This is a genomic window from Alicyclobacillus fastidiosus (genome assembly GCF_026651875.1).
Classification (GTDB): Bacteria; Bacillota; Bacilli; order Alicyclobacillales; family Alicyclobacillaceae; genus Alicyclobacillus; species Alicyclobacillus fastidiosus.
On record NZ_CP104067.1, the window covers coordinates 3,345,643 to 3,363,160 of the forward strand.

Consider the following 17,518-nt stretch of genomic DNA (forward strand, 5'->3'; position numbering starts at 1 on the left):
GGACAACCTCTAATAGAAACCAGTCAAAGGTCGGTCCACATGACTAAATATCTGACTTCTATACCACAAATAGTCCAAATGATGGACTTCCTATCAGAAATCAGTACTTTATATGAAGTGGAGCCCGGCCCAGAATTCCGACTGATCGCTTCCAATTCGAAAGCTCGGTTACTTGGAGCGGCTCCAAGTACTTTTTATGGGCAGTTGATGAGTGATTTTTTACCGAAGGACTTTTACCGAAATACACTACTACCGATTGTCACGCAGGTAATAACGAGCAAGCAAAGCTTTAGAGGCAAGCACATCACCCCGTATCCGGGTGGTGTACAACTAATGGACTGTTTAGTGACTCCAGTTATTGAAAACGACAAGTGCACTCACATTTGGGTAATAACTAAGCACCAGCGAACGGATGAAGATCTTGAATCCCTATCATTCACTGATGAACTTACGAAAGTATCAAATCGAAGATTCATTTTAGAACGCCTAAGCAAGTCGTTTAAACGATATATTGAACAAGAAATAGAATTTTCCATTATGCTAATCGATCTAGATAACTTTAAAACTATAAACGACACTAAAGGGCACCAATTCGGCGATAATTTATTAAAAAACATCGCTAGACGGATGTCGTCGTGCATACGAGATAGTGACCTGATTGGGCGACTTGGCGGAGACGAATTTGTTATTTTGGCTGAAGGCCAAGGGTCTCAAACGATCGTGTTCGATATTGCGCAACGGCTCTTAGAAAAAACAAGGGAACCGTTTAATATAGAGGGTTCCAATTTATCCATAACGTTATCTATAGGTATTGCACATAGTGGAGCCCACCCCAGCACCGAGAGTATGCTGGCAGATGCAGATAATGCTATGTACAAAGCAAAGTTGCTGGGGGGTAATAGGTATGTGGTAAATGATTCTTAACCCAAGTCCGTCTTGAACATATGCCCCCGTTGATATGAACGACACCGTCAAGCCCCGTGTCGTTCATTATGACTAGTAAAAGAAGGGCTGCCTTGTCGGCAACCCCTATGCGGCTTCATCAGGTTTAGCTTAGCTCACGTGATTGCTGGAAGGCACCTGCGTTATCGGTAGCCCACTGCTGGAACGTTCTAGGTCGACGACCTGTTATGTCCTGAACGGTGTTCAAAACTGCGGTCGGGGGCTCCCTTAAAATCTGAAACAACGCTTCAACTACCTCTGATGGTGCAAATCGTTTCATGGTCTCCTTAGCAATTTCCTCAGCCATGTGTTCGAAACGAATGTCCTTTCCAAGAATGTTGCTTAAGATTTTCACCTGTTCAATCGTTGTCAGTAGTTTAGGTCCAGTGAGAGTATAAATTTTGCCCTCATGCCCGTACGATGAGAGTACCTCGGCTGCTACATCCGCTATATCTCGGGGGTCGACTGGAGTTGTTGCAACGTCGCCAAACGGAGCCCGCACGATACCCTCTGTCCGTATAGAACCAGCCCACTGGAAAGCGTTCGACATGAAAGCCCCTGGACGAAGAAACGTCCATTTTATACCAGAAGCTCGTATCAGTTCCTCGGTGTTAAGGTGATTCCGACCAATCGCATTTCCTACGGGTAATTCAACAGCACTTGAGGACAGGAACACGATACGCTCAACACTGAATGCCTTCGCAATTTGAGGGAATGCCTCGCTACCGGGTACTCGAACCAAATACACGCTTTGAACTCCATCTAGTGCTTCCTTCAACGTCTCAGGTGCAGTCAAATCACCGATAGCCACCTCAACTTCTGCAGGAAATGATACTTTTGCTGGGTTCCGAGTCAGAACTCGGACTTGGTGACCACCTTTACATAAATTATCTACTATGTGACGACCTACATTGCCTGTTGCACCAGTCACTAAAATCATCAGTTTCAACCTCCTCCAATTCGGGACACCTCCATTATCACTGAATTACCCGGTTCCTCCATCCGCCATAGGGACTGTCTCTTATCCGACTTGAGTCGGAGTCCGACGTGTCCCTATCCTGCCCCTTCGTATTACGTAAAGGCCATGCTTATACCTGCATCTGTTTACTTTGTGAATCGGACCATTGGTGATGAAGATCGAGTAAGGGGCAGGCATTATGACTATGTCGATGGGGATAAGCAATGTGTTGGCGCAGTTTTTGGGGGGCTTTATGCTCGGAACCAATGGAGACGTAGGGTTGATGCTTGTTATCGGAGTCATCGTGTCGTCGATAGGTCTGATTATGTTGGTGCTTATAGTACCTCGTGGACGTGGAAAGTCGGCGTGTTTCGGAATCCCAAATTCGACGGAGGCGTTCCAGTCGTATAAACATGCAACGGCAGTGAAAAGTGCCTTGTAGCATTTATAGGCACCATCATCGCTGCGCTGCAAAGGGTAATTATGCTCATCACTCGCAAGGCTCGAAGCAATACTTTAATCAAAAAAAGGGTCAAAATAGTTTTCTGAGCAACGTTGCGCAATCAGAGCTCGAATAACGAAAAACACGGTGTCCGAATGACTATCACCTAACTGTAAAAATAATACATAATATCCGTTGTCTTTTGTGTGCCATACTGCCCAAGAGCCAGTACGCCCAATGAGGCTTGCTCGCGATTGGAAATAAAAGAGTTTTTTGCTTCGCTACGTATTGGATAAGCCTTGATTTGTGGTCATAATACAATGAGCAAACGATGCATCCTCTTGGGCTGTACGATGTGAATAAATGACTAGGAGACACGCTATAAATGAAAGAACAGTACTATGATAAATTGCTGCATATTAAGACCGATGGAAACCAGAATTTCCCGAGTGATTTTCACTATTACCGTTATGAACCCACCCCTTACAATGCACTCGAACAGCTTTTTGAGTGGTACGAACTAAACAGCAACAATCGCCTGGTTGACTTCGGGTGCGGAAAAGGGCGGTTGAATTTTTTTGTCCATTACCTTTTTCAGGGATCCGTTGTGGGTGTTGAAATGAACGAGACTTTTTATCAGAGTGCGCAAGAAAATCTGAAAAACTACATCAGAAGAAACAGAGTGAGCAAAGGGCAAATTCAGTTCTATCACTGCTTCGCGGAAGATTATCGTGTCAACCCATCCGATGATCGTTTTTATTTTTTCAACCCGTTTTCAGTACAAATCTTCATGAAGGTTATCGGCAATATCTTAAAGTCCTTTGAAAAAACGCCTAGAGAATTGGACCTTCTTTTATACTACCCATCAGACGATTACATCTACTTCTTGGAAAATGAAACCCCATTTGAACTGCAAGCAGAAGTTACTTTAGAGGATTTGTTCGTTAATGACCCGTATGAGCGATTTTTGATTTATCGGTTGGGTGTTTAATAATACCCGTTAACGGGACTAGTGACATAGGGAAGAACTATACCTGTGATCAAGGGTTTGTTCCCCCTTATAGCCGCTATTGTGATATAAATAGAATATTCCACAAATAAAGGAGAACGCCTGTGTATATTGTGGCCAAGAAAGTCCTCAACGCAGTGATGGTGGCATAATAAGGGGACTGGGTAGCCATCCCCTATCTAATTGAGGGGATATTTAAGTTGGCAAATTTATAAACACAAAATCTGCGAATGATGTCATGGACGTTACAGATTGTTAACGAAGCTATCCATGACAAGGAGAAACTTGGACAGATAATTGGAGCTCGTATTCCACATGGATTTCCTAGTGATCCTGTTCGGAAACATTTGTTGCCATCAAAGTTAAGAAATCTTGAAATAGATTCTAGCTATGGACAATGGAGCGGCATTATTGTCCATAAGTCGGACAATATTGTGATTGGTTCTATGGGTTTTATCCCCTCCTGATCAACAAGGAAACGTAGAAATTGGATACGACATCATTCCTGAATACCAGGGTCGAGGATATGCCACAGAAATGGCGAAAGCATTTATTCGTTGGACGTTTGAAGAAACACCTATTTTACGGGGTTACTGCGGTATGTCGCTCAAGTAATATAGGCTCTATTCGTGTTCTTGAAAAAACAGGAATGAGCCAACTGGAGCCAAACGACAATATGTTGAACTGGGAACTGAAAAAATAAAAAGGAAGGGGTGGCATAAACTTTTATTGAACTAGGCGAAATGCGTCACTGAGCCAATAAATATATGGAACTGAATATAATGTTGTATATTTTATTGACTAAAAAATAAGGGAGACGGAGCAGACAATTATATGCGCTCCGTCTCCCTTTTTCTGATGACGTATTCCTAAATTGCCGGTTGAGATGTGATCGTGAAAAATCAAGGTGTATGGCCATCAGGGAGATGTTTTCGAGCGGTTAAATTACCGGACATTACCGGACATCATATACATAAAGTGCATACTTATCCAATTTTCGAAAGGGGTACATATTGCATTCATCGCCGTCAGGAGAGGAAACTGTGGCATTTACACCAAATTTTACTTGACTTTTCAGAATGACCCCAACAATCCCCGAGAAGGGCTAACCGCTCTATCTCATCTGAATTGGGGTTGCGTTAATGTTGCCAGTGGTCAGGTCTCATGAGCAGTACCAATCCTTCGTTCAGCAACAATTGCGTATTCACTATGCAAATGGGTCGCTTCTGTTTGTCTCCAAAGACTGGTCACTCCAAAGCGTACAGCAAGATAGCAAAACTAATAACTCAACTACAGAAGCGTTCCAGCAACAAAGTCCGAGTTTGTTGAACGCTTTCGTGATTACACCTGGGACAAGGCAATTTTAGATGCTGCACACGACGCGCTGCCAATTTACGAGTACCTTCATTCGCGAGGTATTAAGCCGTTCATTGATTTGAACTTGCGCAGTACAGGAAGTAAAGGTGGTTCAGAAGGATAACATCACATTTTCCCCGACTGGGATCCCCTTCTGCAAGAAGGGATTGGAGATGAAAGACCGTGGATATGACAGTACACGGGGTCGACGCAAATACTATTGTCCGCTCGTCGTAAAAGGCGTGGTGACTTGTAATACGCCTTGTTCCGATTCACCTTACGGAAGATGCGTTCACACATACACCAAACACAATCCTCGCTTGTTCCCACCCGTTGCCCGCAACAGCAACGAGTGGGTCAATGTCTACAAACGCAGAACCACCTGCGAGCGTAGCAACAAGCGAGTAAAAGAGGATTACCACCTCGAAGCTGCCAAGCATCGCAGTACCATGATGTGGACAGCCCGCATCTACGGTATCGCCATGTGTCAACACATGGACGCTTGGTACCAAGAGAGCAATCTAGACCTGAGATCGATGCTCTTGTCAGCCTGAGAATACCCCAATCATACCATCTCCAGCGATGACTTTTTGAAATCGGATCGTCATCGCTCTGTTTGCTATACCCTTTTTCATGAAACATCGTCCCAACAACCATGAAACCGTCGATTTCCAGCGCATTTCTGGAATTCCACCTGTTTTATCTCACTTTTCAAGACCCCAATGCTGAGAGGCTATTTCAAGAACGATGACTGCGAAAGGACAAAGAATTACCACCATATTCAATCGATAATTCGAGTAAGTTCCATCAAATTCGAAACAATGTAATCCGGATGTTGACCGAGTTCCTCAATCGGTTCCTTGGACCGATTCACCCAAGCCACTTTGAAACCGAACGATTTTGAACCAGCGACGTCCCATCCATTGGATGATACGAACAAGATCTCTTCTTTCGATACCTTCGATGCTGATACGGCAAATTCGTACACTTTCGGATCAGGCTTATATACTTTCACCGTGTCTACGCTGAGGATTCTGTCGAAACATGAGGTCAGACGTGCATTGTCAACCAATGGAAGGAGCATCGCCTCTGTTCCGTCCGACAAAATCATTTTCCGAACGGAACGCAGCGCTCGAAGTGCATCCCCGGTTTCGGGGTGTGGAGGAAGAGTTAAGTATGAAGAAAGCAACACGTCAAGGTCCGTCTTAGTATAGGACTTTCCAAGTTTATTTAGTGTGAATCGTAGGGCGTCTTGATTCACTTGTTCAAAGTCTGCGTACCGACCCATTAGTGAACGTAACCAAGTATACTCGAGCTGCTTCTGACGCCATACCCGGCTTATTATTTTCCCATTTCCAGGGAATCGTTTTTCAGAAACTGTGGACACTGCATATACGTCAAACAATGTTCCATAAGCATCAAAAACAATGGACTTTACCAAAATGGGTTCCCTCCGTTTGATTAGGGGAAACTTTCTTTAACAGGTTACGCAAAATGCGATTCTCGAGTGCCTGTTAACGTTTTGCACAGAACCACCTGCATCCTCAGTCGTCCGTTCCGGGACTAACCTCTCTCTCTATGATTTAAGATTTTCCCAGTCATTTAGCGGTTTTCTTTGTACACTAAACATCACATTTTAGGCGGAATTCCGTGATTCCATGTTCTTTTTAGGCTCAAGGGTGTATTCAAATAAGGGGTGTACCCCTTTTGGTGAATTATGGTCGCGCTTTTGGATCTCCACATATACCTTCGCGGCCTACCCTCCCATGTCTCACGGGGTCCTTAAGTACTGGTGAAGACCCTGAAACTCCGCATTCTTCGCAATAAGTGGAATCACGCAGCGGAAGAGTAATGCCCGTAACTGTGGTCGACCTCTTTTACTGATCTGGGTCTTGCCTTTATGGCTACCAGAACTATTCTCCTTCAGATTCAATCCTGCTAACTTTTGAATCTGTCTAGGATGCTGGTACGATGAAATATCCCCAACCTCTGCAATAAAACCAGCGGCCGTCACCAGCCCAATGCCTGGTACGCTCATCATTTGTTCGGCCCCTGGCACCTGACCCGCTAACTGTTCAATACCCGCAACCGATTGTTCTAGTTGTGCATGCAGCAAATCGTACTGACCAAGCAAAATCTGAAGCTCTTGGCGTGCCATCTGCAGTCCCACAGTGATGCCAATCGTGTCAGTAGCGGCCTTTATGAGCTGTCGAGCACGGCTGACACCGACTCCACGTTTGATCCCATTGTCACGCCACTTACTCGCGATTTCCGACTCAGTCTCTTCCATGACGTTCATAGGTAACGGGAATACATGCAAGCACACCAGTGCAGCCTTGTCTTCCCAATCCTTTGAAGCAACAGAGCTTATGGGATTTATGCCTCCTTTATGTTGAAGAAGGAGCAAACAGTGCCTTGTAATCATCCGCTAGAATTGAATACAGTTTTAGGTCATGAAATGCACCTTTTGCAAATAAGTGCTGTCTTAAAATTCCTTCGAACTTCATATTTACCTTCTCCATCACTCGCCAAGATCCAATATTCGGCACCTCAGCTCGTGCTTCGATTCTGTTAAGAGCTAACTCTTGGAAGCCATATCGAATAATCTCCCGCACAGCTTCAGTCATGATGCCTTGTTCCCAATATTTTTTGGAAAGTGCGTATCCGATCTCTGCACGAGAATGATTAGAGTTTACATAGACAAATCCTACTGTTCCAATGAATTTTCCATATTGCTTATCGACAATTCCCCAATCGGTTGGCTCGTTGTTCTCATATTTCGTTAAGACAACATTGATATATTTCAAAGTATCCTCCAAAGTTCGATGAGAATCCCAAGTCGTGAATCGGGACACATTTGGGTCACATGCATATGCAAACATGTCATCTACATCATCTTTGGTAATTCTCCTTAGGACAAGGCGCTCTGATTCCAAAGTAGGCATATACGTATCGTTATGCATGAACACACCTCCTACAAAATGAGATTCTGATTCAATATTCAATATTTTTTGCGCATCTGACGTTAACCTGCACGGAGCCAAAAGCTTTGTGTCGCTATTGCCTTAACGACACAACGGAACAGCTACTCTAACCTGCTGATTAGTTCGTACGGACGTACCTTCCAAGTCTCATAGGCAACGCTATTTTTGTTCTTGAGTGCATCGAGTGCTCTTGATCTCATATGAGGGCGAACGATATATTCTCCAATATTCTGCTCAGTCAGTCTTAAAAATTTTGCTTGCTGTATCTCCTCTGGCTGAGGAACTATCGTGCCACTCAAATACTCTCCAAGGAATACCACGGAAAGAATTGTCATCGATACATTGTAGTAAATACCCGTTATTCTCGTCGGTTTTATTTTTATTCCAGTTTCCTCCAAAACCTCTCTGCGAACAGCTTCATCCATTGGTTCTCCTTCCTCAACTTGTCCCCCTGGAAGCTCCCATGTATCCGAGCGGGAATGTGTTTTAACTAATAAAGCGTCACCTTTTGAATCAAGGACCAATGCAGATACAGCGATGATATGCTTTGGAACCATGTCCGCACCACTTCCTTCTTTATTCAACTCTTGTGCCCCAATGAATTTAGGAATTAGCACCCAGTTTATTTAGACCCTGCAACGTCCACTCAATAACTTCAATTGCAGAATCAACTCGGGCGTTCACATCCCCAGTAAACAGACGCCGTATTTGTCTCTCCATTACTGGAATGATGGCCAGATCCCGAAGATGGTACAACACTGAACCACTTGGAGACACAGGCGCATTGTTTATCGCCCAAATTCCCTCAATAATTTTTCACGATGTGGTTTAAACGACAAATGATGCTTTTAAATCATCGTTGTCTTCCTTTGCAGCCTTAATTTTGATTAAGGAACTTTCGAGCCAGTGTGAGATGGATTTTAGTACGCTCTTTGGAGTTCGATATTGATCCAGCAGGGACTGTGCCAAGTCTTTCAGTTGTTGCAGTGATCCTTGTCGGTCCAAAAGAATAATAGCGTCAAGAAAATTATACAGTCCCATTGGGGTTTCTTTACACTTGTTCATGGCTCGTTGAAAGTCGGCAAATTTGATCTCAACGAGCAAGCCAATAATTTCATTGTCCCGCTTCGTCTCCTCGAAGTTTCAGTAACTAAGCGACGGTGAGTTGTGCTACGGATAAAGGTCACATCAATCATTAACCCACCCAATTTTCTTTTTGGGCTAATCTGCCCCTGTGCGACGGAAGGACGTCAGCCCTCAGTGCATAATAATGCAGATTTTTCGGCTAATGCCCCCTCTAGTTCAAGATCGCTAATCTTAAAACCATTAAGTCCTCATCGAAATAATGTCCATCAAACTTCAAGGCATGTGGTTCTACACCGTAAACTTCAAACCCCAGTGAGGTATATAGCCGTTTTGCTGATTCGTTATTAGACACAACCGTTAAATGAATCTGTTCCAACCCTTCGCATTTTTTTGTTGCCCTTTCAATGAGGGCTAACAGTAGGGCTTTACCTAACCCCCGTCCTCGAAATTGAGGCTCTATGTACATACCGTAGATATTTCCTTTATGTGCCGTCTTAAGCCTGTTCTCACGTGCAAAATTGACAATGCCAACTAATGTGTTGCTGTCGTCAAAACATCCCAACGTAAATTGATCTTTTGTATGCTGTATCCTCTCTATAAAATTCCGCAAAGGTCTAGTTGCTTCTTGCTCATACGTTGATCCAAATGAATCGGGATCATTTTTCAATGCACGCAACCTAACTTCCTTATACACTTGGGCGTCAAAGTCGTCCAACAGACGAATGTTCATAAGTCACTTCCAATCCATTATCCGAGTGTGATTTCAAATAATCTTTACGAATTGAACTAACCTGCCCACTTGCGCAAGAACACTGAAGCTATACAACCGTATGATTATTCAGGAATCACCGCACAGATTATGAGATTTTCGCGCCCTGCAGTTTAACAACGAATTCAGTTAGTCCGCTTCAGTTCTCATATCCGCAATACGTTGGAAAGCTGTCGATGACTGACCATTTTCTAATCTCTTTCGGATCAGGTCAGCACACTCCTCAGAACTGAGCTGCGAGGTGTCGACCTCCAGGTCATAAATGCCTGGCACGTGAACGGATTCCTGCCACAACACTACAGGCCGCGGCACAGATCCGTCCTCAGAATAACCCATATTCCACGTAGCGATCCTACGCTCCATCACGGTCTCTAGTGGGCACCTCACACCCACAAGCAGAACAGGCAGGTCCTTCAGTATTCCCGCACATTTTGGGAGAATCCCTCGTGGGACAGAATATCCATCGTGATGTCCAACATCCACCACCACGTTTATCCCCAATCGGCTATGCACAGCGATTGACTCGTACATCGCTTGATATAAGGTTACAATCAACGGTTCAAGGTCGGGACAGTGGGCTCCAGGTCTTAATCCGATCCCTGGATAATAGCGTTTCGGAGTCATCGCCATAAATCGATCGACCCCTAAGTTTAACCAAACACCGTCAAATGTATTTTGGATCACAGTCGCGATGCTAGTCTTCCCAGATCGCGGAGTACCGTTCAGGATCACTATCTGTCCTGGTTTATTCTCGTGTAGCATGAATGAATCTTCCTCCTATTACGCCCGCGTTCATAATGTGGGCCTGCCTGAACACCACTCATCAGAGATATACATAATTCAAAACCCGACCACGAATTTCATAGGTCGATGCCCGATACCAAGGACGCCCCAAATACCAAGTCGTCTTGCATTGCAATATCAGCGATACGTCGAAAAGCTGTCGATGCTCGACCATCTTCCAATCTCTTTCGGATCGAGTTAGCACACACCTCAGAACTGAGCTCTGAGGTGTCGACCTCCAGGTCATAGATGCCTGGCACATGAACGGATTCCTGCCACAACACCACAGGCTGTGGCACAGATCCGTCCTCAGCGTAACCCATATTCCACGTAGCGATCCTTCGTTCCATCACCGTCTCTAGTGGGCATCTCACTCCTACAAACAGAACAGGCAGATCCTTCAGTATATCCGCACATGTCGGGAGAATGTTTCGCGATTCGGAGTATACGTCGTGGTGCCAGACATCCACCACCACGTTTATCCCCAAACGACTATGCAGAGCAATGGACTCATACATAGCACGATACAGGGTCACAATAAGAGGCTCAAGATCAGGGCGTTCGCCCCCAGGACGAAGCCCAATGCCAGGCTGGTAGCGATCGGGAGTAATTTTCTTAAACATGACCTATGCAGTTGTTGTATGAATTAGGAATTTCGAAAACAAGAAAAGACTTGACAAATCAAAAACACCGCAATAATCGCCGAGAAGGTACTGGTTACCTACCTCTTAGTGATTCGGGTGTTGTGCGTGGCGAATTTATGCAAACCAAAGTTCAAAGTTTTATCGTCGTTCAGTCAGGTCGGTGGGATACCGTTGCTTTGTACCCTGTGGGAGCGTTTTGACCTCTCTCTGCTACTATCTCAATCCGGCATTTTCAAAGTTCGCGGTGTGGCGACCTGGGTCCTTGCTTTCCTTTACGTGGTCGGATTAATTAACCGTTCTCCCTCGGTGAATGCATTGTCGTCGTTTTATAACCAAGACGGTCTACTGCAACAGACACTCGGCGCGAAGAAGATATCGCAATCCGCACTCAGTCGGTTTCTGACCGGGTTTTCCGGTTGGGATGTATTCAACAATAAGCGTACTGAAAGGCTTCAGGATGACACAGACACTGCACTAACAAATGGCGATGTTCTGGCCTTGGACGACACGCATGCACCACACCCATATGCGAAGAAAATCCCCTTTCTCTATTGGCTTTACGACAGTTCCAGCAAAACCTACACATGGGCCATGAACATCGTCGCATTACACGCTGTTCGCCGAAACGGTGTTGAGTACCCATGGTCCTATTCCATCTGGAAGAAACCAGAATCGGAGACAGCTAAAGAGTCTTCAAAACTAGACTTGGCATGGCGCATGCTTCAGGATGTTCGCAAACAAGTATCGTGTCGATTGTGGGTTGTTATGGACCGTTGGTACTTCAGCAAACCATTCTTGCGTCAGTGCGAGTCTGCCAATTTCGATTGGATCACGAAGGCGAAACGCAATACGAAGCTGTTCCGTCGACTCATTGAACCGGGCACCGGGCGTGAACGATTTGTTCCCATACAGCCCATAGATTTGATTCGTGAAGTCTATCCGCGCTTGAAGATGCAACCCAAGGCGAAAGTTGCTTCTGTAGTCTGTCAGGATATCTACATACAGATGCCGGCAGAAAAACGCAATCGTAAAGGACAAATGATCATAAAAATGAAGTACACACCCATTGCTGCAGTGGTTGGCTGGCGGGTTAAGGAGGAGTCTAAGGATACCGAGCGAAGCAGGATCGACACAACCGACGAATCAGACCACGAACCCGCGGCCGACTACAAGGGTGCATATCTGCTGATGAGTAATCGTCACGACGTTCCACAGGAAGTGCTTGGGGCATGGCTACGCCGCTGGAATATTGAAATCCTGTTTCGTACAGCCAAGCAAGAGTTGGGTATGTTGAACTGCCATTCACAAAACGAGAACCACATTCATGCACACCTGACGCTGCTATTCACGGCGGAAACTCTCATTCGGTATCTGCTTTGGGCACAACGAAAAACAGCGGGCAAAGAGGATTGCACCCACGGCCAAGTGATCCGCAATCTAATTTGCATCCGCTGCCACACACGTCGAGTCCATAGTAGAAATAAACCAGACTCGATTACACTCGATCTTGACACAGTCGCAAAGGATTTTGCAAGACTGATTCGTAGACTTTGGCCACCCAATCTAGAAATCGGGTGGTTCTGTCCCTTTTCAACCAACCAATTGTTGGGGACAACTGCATAGGTCATGCTTAAATTGACTACCTCCTAGATTCATCCACACACCATCGAACGTGTTCTGGATCACGGTAGCAATACTGGTCTTCCCAGATCTCGGAGTACCATTCAGGATGACTGTCTTTCCGAGGTTATCTTCGTGTGCCACACGTTACCCTCCATATAGTACCTTGTCTATACTGCTGGGCTAATCCGCTGACGTGTCGCTGCCACACCAGTAATACAAGCTACATTTCGCCCTCACGCTGGATGCGAATTAGGTTCAGAGATGTACTACAGGGTTCAAGTGTAGCATGATATTTTTAGATACTTCAGTCTGTATTTTCAGTTTATTTTTCGGTATCGTAAATCTCGAAGGAACATTTGCTACTCTCAAATCCTCTGTCGCTAAACTCAAAAGTTCAATGAGCGTGGTATTTACGGTGTGGATATTCATTCAAAAGAGTTGCTGCTGAAGTACTAATAAATTGATGAAGCTTAGGATGAGAAAAGGGGGTGTCCCAAAAGTCAATTTTGGATTTTTGAAGCCCCACTTTGATTAAGAATTCCTTAAAACAAGAAGCCTCCATCTCCACTTTCACTGTGGATTTGGAGGCTTTTCTATATGATGTTGGGACTGGATGACTTGGTACGACCCTTTTGGGACAGCCCCTTTTCATTGTTGATGTTTTCCTATTTCGAGCCGTACTTGAGGTGCACTACAAGGGCATTAAAACCCATGTTGGGGATCATTGACGAAGTCGATTGAACCACATTGAGGACATACAAACACGTGTACTGCAACATTACGTTCCAACGCTGTATTAAGAAACTCCTCATCTCGTCCACCTAACAAAAGGTCAGTTACAAACCCTGCCCGACGGCTTAGTCCTCCGGTCCGGATGGCATGAGCACCATGGTACTGCATCGCCAACTGACATCGAGCACAATGATGGTTATTATCATATTGTCCATCTGGACCAATACCTTCCGCCGCTCTGCGAAGTGAATCGAAAAAACCCATTTTTATTTACCTCCTTAACCACGATATCATTAGACGTTTTCTTCATTGCTCCAGTCCAATTAAACTTTGAAGCTACAGCAAGGTCATTGTTATATTCCTCAATGCCAGCTGTAGTCTCCTGCTGGATTAGAGTATGCGTATATTTCTCGAAAGGCACTGATCTTTATTGGTTTAGTCTGCCCTTTAGCAATAAAGGTGCCCGTGCCTTCTCGTATAAACACCGGTACCTCTATAGGTTCGGCCAGTTACCGGTGTCTCGATTCGCATTCCGACCATTTGCTGGTGGAAAGATCCTTCCGATAAGCAGAATAGCAGCACCAATGAAGATTACGCCACTTGCAGCTAAGGTAGGCACACCAAACCCTCCTAAATGACTGGCCAGCAGACCTGTCCCAGCGGCACCGACGATTTGGCCGATCCCAAAAATCCCGGTCATTAGACCAATAGCTTTACTGCTGTCCTGTGGACGTAATTTCCTCCCTAACATCGTCCCTAGCGTGGTGATGCCCATGAATGTACCGCCAAACAGGATGGATCCAAGATAACCCCCCAAAGCATTCGATGCGACTACCGGTAACAGCACACCAAGCGCTTGCAGAAGGTAAGCCGCCACAAGTGCAGGAACGTCACCCACCGATGGGCGAGGTACGCCCACACGATGTAAGAAGGTAAAGCCGCTAGACCAACCGCAACCCAACAATACGCCGAAAATCCATTAAGCGTTGGCATCTTTGTAGCCATCGTCACCAGAAAAGAGCCTGTGATGATATAGCCAAGCCCCTCACAGCCATATGCCACCATGAGCCAGGGAAAGTAAGTTCTTAGCTCACGTCTCTGTGCCAGGTTCCAACTGTCTTGGTTCGTCGGAAAGATTCATTTTTATCACCGAGCTGAAAAGGTTTATTGAAATTGTTCAACAAAGCGAAAGCGGTGTCGCTTGGGCTTCTTCACTAGATCACGTTAGTTCATAGCAGTGCATTCATAACTGCCACATTGACTGATTCGGTCATTGTACTGATACTCCCTCGTTCCACAATATACAAACCGTTATTACGTTTAACTGCCCCATTGTGCAATAGGCCGAAGCAGTCAATCTGGAATATTTATGTAACGTCAGTTGAGCGTTTGTCTTCAGTAATGTCGACAAGCCTCTCAGGTATCGATTGTAGAAATGATTCCCTCATGATGTCATCCCACGCATCCATTAGTCCGGTGAAAATATTTATCTTTGGAAATACTATGGAGCAAACTGACGACAAGGAATTAGGAGGATACAGTGTCAAAGAAGGACATCGAAATCAAAAAAGGCAATGAAATCATCGATGTGGACTTTGAGCAGAGAAAAGTGGTCATCAACGAGCGTTACGAATGGTTACACATCATCAATGATATACTCTTAGCTCTTTGGTTTATCGTCGGAAGCATAATGTTTTTTTATGGGAGATTGGTTTATTGGGGGACGTGGTTATTCCTTGCCGGCAGCGTTCAAATGCTTATAGGCCCCGTTATTCGAGTTGCTCAAAAGATTCATTTGCACCGACTGAAGTACTTCGGCCAGCGAATTGGATAAGTCCTTCTACGTGGGAGGCGGGAGCTTTGAATAACGGCAAATATACCCTCGTCGCTCCAAAACGGACTTAGTTAGTTCTTCTCCTCTCATTGTATATAATTACTTCCAACCACCTCGGCAATCAATCCATGATAGTCTCCATACCTACTTCCTGCAAGCGTTGTGCAACTCGATGCAGCAGAGCAAGGACATCACTCCGCAACTCCCATTGCGATTCAAAATGGTTCTAACTACGCGCCAACATCCCCCGGCATAGCTTCACCCATATGTAACAACCCATTGTTTCGATAGCAACGATCGCATTTATCCGCCCGAGAGTGACATTTGACTGCGGTAAGACGCCGTATATATCCATGCACCGGTGAATACGCGAACTTCTGGGAGTTATCCCCGTACCCTGATTTAAGGGATTCGACGGTTGTGTCTCCAAATCAGGGTGTCCGCTTCATCGTGGATTCCGTCGTCTGGATGGCTCATTTTGTTTTACCCGAACAAAGCGTTCTCTTTCAATGTACTGATCAAGATGATCGGCACGACACAACTCCCATATGGTCTTGCGTTGGCTACGATACAATTTAAGTAATCGTTTTTTTCGTTGGAGCACTCTTGGAGTCAGCTTCCTTGGTGCTAAAGGCGTATAAGTTTCTCTTCACAATTTTACGCATAATTTGCCCGATGACTTTATGTTGGGGATGTCCGTATTCTCCCTGCACCCCATGGGTGACCACCTTTTTAAACCGATTTCTCCGAACTAACTTTTGCAAATCTCTCTTCAGACCACCTCTATTAAACCGATACGAATACGTATCTTTGTAGTTCCAAATCTCATATTCCGCTCCAATGCGTTTCATGACCTTCGCAAATTCCTTCGCTCTGGTTTTGTTGTAGCCGTTTGTGACGCACACAACTTTCCAGTTTTTCTGCTTAAGCAAATGTGCCCTACCAAATATAATTTCGTCGTCAGGATGCGCCACAACCATTAGTCTCTTTGCCACAACCGCCTCCGAACAGACTGTTTAGAAATCGTACTCGCTTCCCCGAACTCCGTTGGCTTATCTAAGTTATGTCACGGAGGGGATCAACGACAGGGCAAACCAAACGGCGCTCCAACTTAGCGAGCGAACGGACTTAGTGTTGTAGCCGTGACGGTACTCGACATTCAGACCATACAATGCGTTCTATGATAATTTAGGGAGGGGTCGCGATGAAGGTCTTAGCCATCATCGCAATACCAGAATTTGGCAGCACAGAAACGCACGTTGTGTCGCTGTCTAAAGCTCTCAAACGGCACGGAATTGGGGTTACAGTCGCCACCTATGGTGGACCTTATGTGCAAGTCATGCGCAGACAAGGAATTACTGTACACAAGATCCCCAGGTCTAAGCGATTATCGACCACCGCAGCCGCAAGGTACATCTCCACTATCGTCAAAGGACACGGTTATTCCATCATTCATGCCCATGACATCGAATCCTTTGGCATGCTTCGACATCTGTCCAAGGAATTACCACATGTTCCACGCGTGATAACTGTACACGGAACGTACTTTTCCAGTACTGAACTGAAGCGTGCGTCACGAGCGTGTAATCGTGTGATTGCAGTCTCACGTACAGTGCGGAAACGACTCATTCGAGCGGGGTGCCCGAGCAGTAAGGTCAAATGGATACCCAACGGAATCCACGTTCAAGTGTACTCTCCAAAGGCTGATTCGATTTCACGTCGACGCAAGCTTAGGCTCCCTGAAAAGGGACACATTTGTCTGTACGTAGGTCGACTTCAGTCGGATAAATGGCGTATTGCACGAAAATTTATCTTGGCATCAGAGCGAGTCGCTCGCAATCGTGCCAATGTTGTGTCCGTCGTAGTCGGTTATGGGGCCTACCGCGCCCAGCTTTCCAAGTTGGCTAAGCGGGTCAATACTCGACTGGGCAGAAAAGCGGTTCGTGTACTGCCACCAACAACGCAAATACAAAACTACTATCGATCAGCCACGCTTGTGGTCGGTACCGGCAGAGTTGCCCTAGAAGCAATGTCCTGTGCGAAACCCGTGATTGCAGCAGGAATTGCTGGATACGAAGGAATCGTTACTCAAAGCACCTGGAAGAGAAACGCATCGAGCCAATTTGGAGACAATCGTGCCAGTGGTGAAATTACTGTAAGGCGACTCGCAAATGACATGAAAAAACTCATACGTGATGAGCGGTTGAACAAATCTGCTGGAAAGTTCGGTCGAAACATGGTCGTTCGACGTTTTTCGGTTGTACGTACTGCAAAACTGACGAGCGGTGTGTATCGAAAGGTTACGTACGGGGGGCAAGAGGCATGAGGAAATCCCATGGTTGGAGGATTGAAAAAA

19 protein-coding genes and 1 pseudogene are annotated in these 17,518 nt (G+C 45.5%); 8 read left to right on the plus strand and 12 right to left on the minus strand.

All coding sequences use genetic code 11. The annotated features are described in order from the left end of the window. The first annotated feature begins 39 nt into the window (after positions 1-39). A complete protein-coding gene (locus tag NZD89_RS16550) occupies positions 40-924 on the plus strand; it encodes a GGDEF domain-containing protein (protein WP_268003902.1) in 885 nt (294 codons plus the stop codon). A 124-nt stretch (positions 925-1,048) separates the two neighbouring features. On the opposite strand, the gene NZD89_RS16555 is transcribed toward NZD89_RS16550, so the two are convergent. Next, positions 1,049-1,882, minus strand: coding sequence for an NAD(P)H-binding protein (locus NZD89_RS16555; RefSeq protein ID WP_268003903.1), 834 nt, complete (start codon positions 1,880-1,882; stop codon positions 1,049-1,051). A 217-nt stretch (positions 1,883-2,099) separates the two neighbouring features. Between NZD89_RS16555 and NZD89_RS16560 the strand changes: the two genes are divergently transcribed. From NZD89_RS16560 to NZD89_RS16570, 4 genes are all read left to right on the plus strand, one after another. Next, positions 2,100-2,342 carry a hypothetical protein gene (locus tag NZD89_RS16560; RefSeq protein WP_268003904.1) on the plus strand — a complete coding sequence of 81 codons (243 nt, stop codon included), beginning with the start codon at positions 2,100-2,102 and terminating at the stop codon, positions 2,340-2,342. 385 nt (positions 2,343-2,727) lie between these two features. Next, a complete protein-coding gene (locus NZD89_RS16565) occupies positions 2,728-3,333 on the plus strand; it encodes a methyltransferase (protein WP_268003905.1) in 606 nt (201 codons plus the stop codon). Between the two features lie 456 nt (positions 3,334-3,789). Then, the gene (locus tag NZD89_RS29705) at positions 3,790-3,966 is read left to right on the plus strand and encodes a GNAT family N-acetyltransferase (RefSeq protein WP_369125201.1); all 177 of its coding nucleotides are present in this window, start codon (positions 3,790-3,792) and stop codon (positions 3,964-3,966) included. Between the two features lie 914 nt (positions 3,967-4,880). Then, on the plus strand, positions 4,881-5,261 hold the full coding sequence (locus NZD89_RS16570; RefSeq protein WP_268003906.1) for a hypothetical protein: 381 nt from the start codon (positions 4,881-4,883) through the stop codon (positions 5,259-5,261). A 227-nt stretch (positions 5,262-5,488) separates the two neighbouring features. Here the strand turns inward: NZD89_RS16570 and NZD89_RS16575 are convergent, their stop codons facing one another. From NZD89_RS16575 to NZD89_RS16605, 7 genes are all read right to left on the minus strand, one after another. Further along, the gene (locus tag NZD89_RS16575; RefSeq protein ID WP_268003907.1) at positions 5,489-6,148 is read right to left on the minus strand and encodes a haloacid dehalogenase type II; all 660 of its coding nucleotides are present in this window, start codon (positions 6,146-6,148) and stop codon (positions 5,489-5,491) included. Between the two features lie 330 nt (positions 6,149-6,478). After that, a complete protein-coding gene (locus NZD89_RS16580; protein WP_268003908.1) occupies positions 6,479-7,033 on the minus strand; it encodes a transposase in 555 nt (184 codons plus the stop codon). Between the two features lie 61 nt (positions 7,034-7,094). Then, entirely contained in the window at positions 7,095-7,670 is a 576-nt protein-coding gene (locus NZD89_RS16585; RefSeq protein WP_268003909.1) for a GNAT family N-acetyltransferase, read from the minus strand. 122 nt (positions 7,671-7,792) lie between these two features. Continuing rightward, positions 7,793-8,248 (minus strand): NUDIX hydrolase, encoded by a 456-nt coding sequence (locus NZD89_RS16590; protein ID WP_268008514.1) that lies wholly within the window; start codon positions 8,246-8,248, stop codon positions 7,793-7,795. A 740-nt stretch (positions 8,249-8,988) separates the two neighbouring features. Beyond that, the gene (locus tag NZD89_RS16595) at positions 8,989-9,507 is read right to left on the minus strand and encodes a GNAT family N-acetyltransferase (protein ID WP_268003910.1); all 519 of its coding nucleotides are present in this window, start codon (positions 9,505-9,507) and stop codon (positions 8,989-8,991) included. Between the two features lie 168 nt (positions 9,508-9,675). Next, a complete protein-coding gene (locus NZD89_RS16600; RefSeq protein WP_268003911.1) occupies positions 9,676-10,308 on the minus strand; it encodes a chloramphenicol phosphotransferase CPT family protein in 633 nt (210 codons plus the stop codon). Positions 10,309-10,406: 98 nt separating this feature from the next. Next, positions 10,407-10,952: a phosphotransferase-like protein gene (locus NZD89_RS16605; protein ID WP_268003912.1), complete on the minus strand. Its 546-nt coding sequence runs from the start codon at positions 10,950-10,952 to the stop codon at positions 10,407-10,409. 192 nt (positions 10,953-11,144) lie between these two features. On the opposite strand from NZD89_RS16605, the gene NZD89_RS16610 reads away from it, so the two are divergent. Beyond that, entirely contained in the window at positions 11,145-12,596 is a 1,452-nt protein-coding gene (locus tag NZD89_RS16610; RefSeq protein WP_268003913.1) for a transposase, read from the plus strand. Here NZD89_RS16610 and NZD89_RS16615 read toward each other — a convergent pair. The 3 genes and pseudogenes from NZD89_RS16615 to NZD89_RS16625 form a co-directional block, all read right to left on the minus strand. Beyond that, positions 12,564-12,737 carry a phosphotransferase-like protein gene (locus NZD89_RS16615; protein ID WP_268003914.1) on the minus strand — a complete coding sequence of 58 codons (174 nt, stop codon included), beginning with the start codon at positions 12,735-12,737 and terminating at the stop codon, positions 12,564-12,566. The two genes, NZD89_RS16610 and NZD89_RS16615, sit on opposite strands and share 33 nt — an antisense overlap. A gap of 561 nt (positions 12,738-13,298) precedes the next feature. Then, positions 13,299-13,592, minus strand: a complete 294-nt coding sequence (locus NZD89_RS16620) for a hypothetical protein (protein ID WP_268003915.1) — start codon at positions 13,590-13,592, stop codon at positions 13,299-13,301. Positions 13,593-13,821: 229 nt separating this feature from the next. Further along, positions 13,822-14,393: pseudogene (locus NZD89_RS16625) on the minus strand (YbfB/YjiJ family MFS transporter). A gap of 475 nt (positions 14,394-14,868) precedes the next feature. Here NZD89_RS16625 and NZD89_RS16630 point away from each other — a divergent pair. Next, positions 14,869-15,162: a YrhK family protein gene (locus NZD89_RS16630; RefSeq protein ID WP_268003917.1), complete on the plus strand. Its 294-nt coding sequence runs from the start codon at positions 14,869-14,871 to the stop codon at positions 15,160-15,162. A 575-nt stretch (positions 15,163-15,737) separates the two neighbouring features. On the opposite strand, the gene NZD89_RS16635 is transcribed toward NZD89_RS16630, so the two are convergent. Next, positions 15,738-16,157 (minus strand): PIG-L family deacetylase, encoded by a 420-nt coding sequence (locus NZD89_RS16635; protein WP_268003918.1) that lies wholly within the window; start codon positions 16,155-16,157, stop codon positions 15,738-15,740. 209 nt (positions 16,158-16,366) lie between these two features. On the opposite strand from NZD89_RS16635, the gene NZD89_RS16640 reads away from it, so the two are divergent. Further along, positions 16,367-17,488 carry a glycosyltransferase gene (locus NZD89_RS16640; RefSeq protein ID WP_268003919.1) on the plus strand — a complete coding sequence of 374 codons (1,122 nt, stop codon included), beginning with the start codon at positions 16,367-16,369 and terminating at the stop codon, positions 17,486-17,488. Positions 17,489-17,518: the final 30 nt, after the last annotated feature.

Coding starts and splice junctions, on each gene's coding strand:
- NZD89_RS16550 (WP_268003902.1), top strand. CDS start 40: ATGACTAAATATCTGACTTCTATACCACAAATAGTCCAAATGATGGAC.
- NZD89_RS16555 (WP_268003903.1), bottom strand. CDS start 1,882: ATGATTTTAGTGACTGGTGCAACAGGCAATGTAGGTCGTCACATAGTA.
- NZD89_RS16560 (WP_268003904.1), top strand. CDS start 2,100: ATGACTATGTCGATGGGGATAAGCAATGTGTTGGCGCAGTTTTTGGGG.
- NZD89_RS16565 (WP_268003905.1), top strand. CDS start 2,728: ATGAAAGAACAGTACTATGATAAATTGCTGCATATTAAGACCGATGGA.
- NZD89_RS16570 (WP_268003906.1), top strand. CDS start 4,881: ATGAAAGACCGTGGATATGACAGTACACGGGGTCGACGCAAATACTAT.
- NZD89_RS16585 (WP_268003909.1), bottom strand. CDS start 7,670: ATGCATAACGATACGTATATGCCTACTTTGGAATCAGAGCGCCTTGTC.
- NZD89_RS16590 (WP_268008514.1), bottom strand. CDS start 8,248: ATGGTTCCAAAGCATATCATCGCTGTATCTGCATTGGTCCTTGATTCA.
- NZD89_RS16595 (WP_268003910.1), bottom strand. CDS start 9,507: ATGAACATTCGTCTGTTGGACGACTTTGACGCCCAAGTGTATAAGGAA.
- NZD89_RS16600 (WP_268003911.1), bottom strand. CDS start 10,308: ATGCTACACGAGAATAAACCAGGACAGATAGTGATCCTGAACGGTACT.
- NZD89_RS16605 (WP_268003912.1), bottom strand. CDS start 10,952: ATGTTTAAGAAAATTACTCCCGATCGCTACCAGCCTGGCATTGGGCTT.
- NZD89_RS16620 (WP_268003915.1), bottom strand. CDS start 13,592: ATGGGTTTTTTCGATTCACTTCGCAGAGCGGCGGAAGGTATTGGTCCA.
- NZD89_RS16640 (WP_268003919.1), top strand. CDS start 16,367: ATGAAGGTCTTAGCCATCATCGCAATACCAGAATTTGGCAGCACAGAA.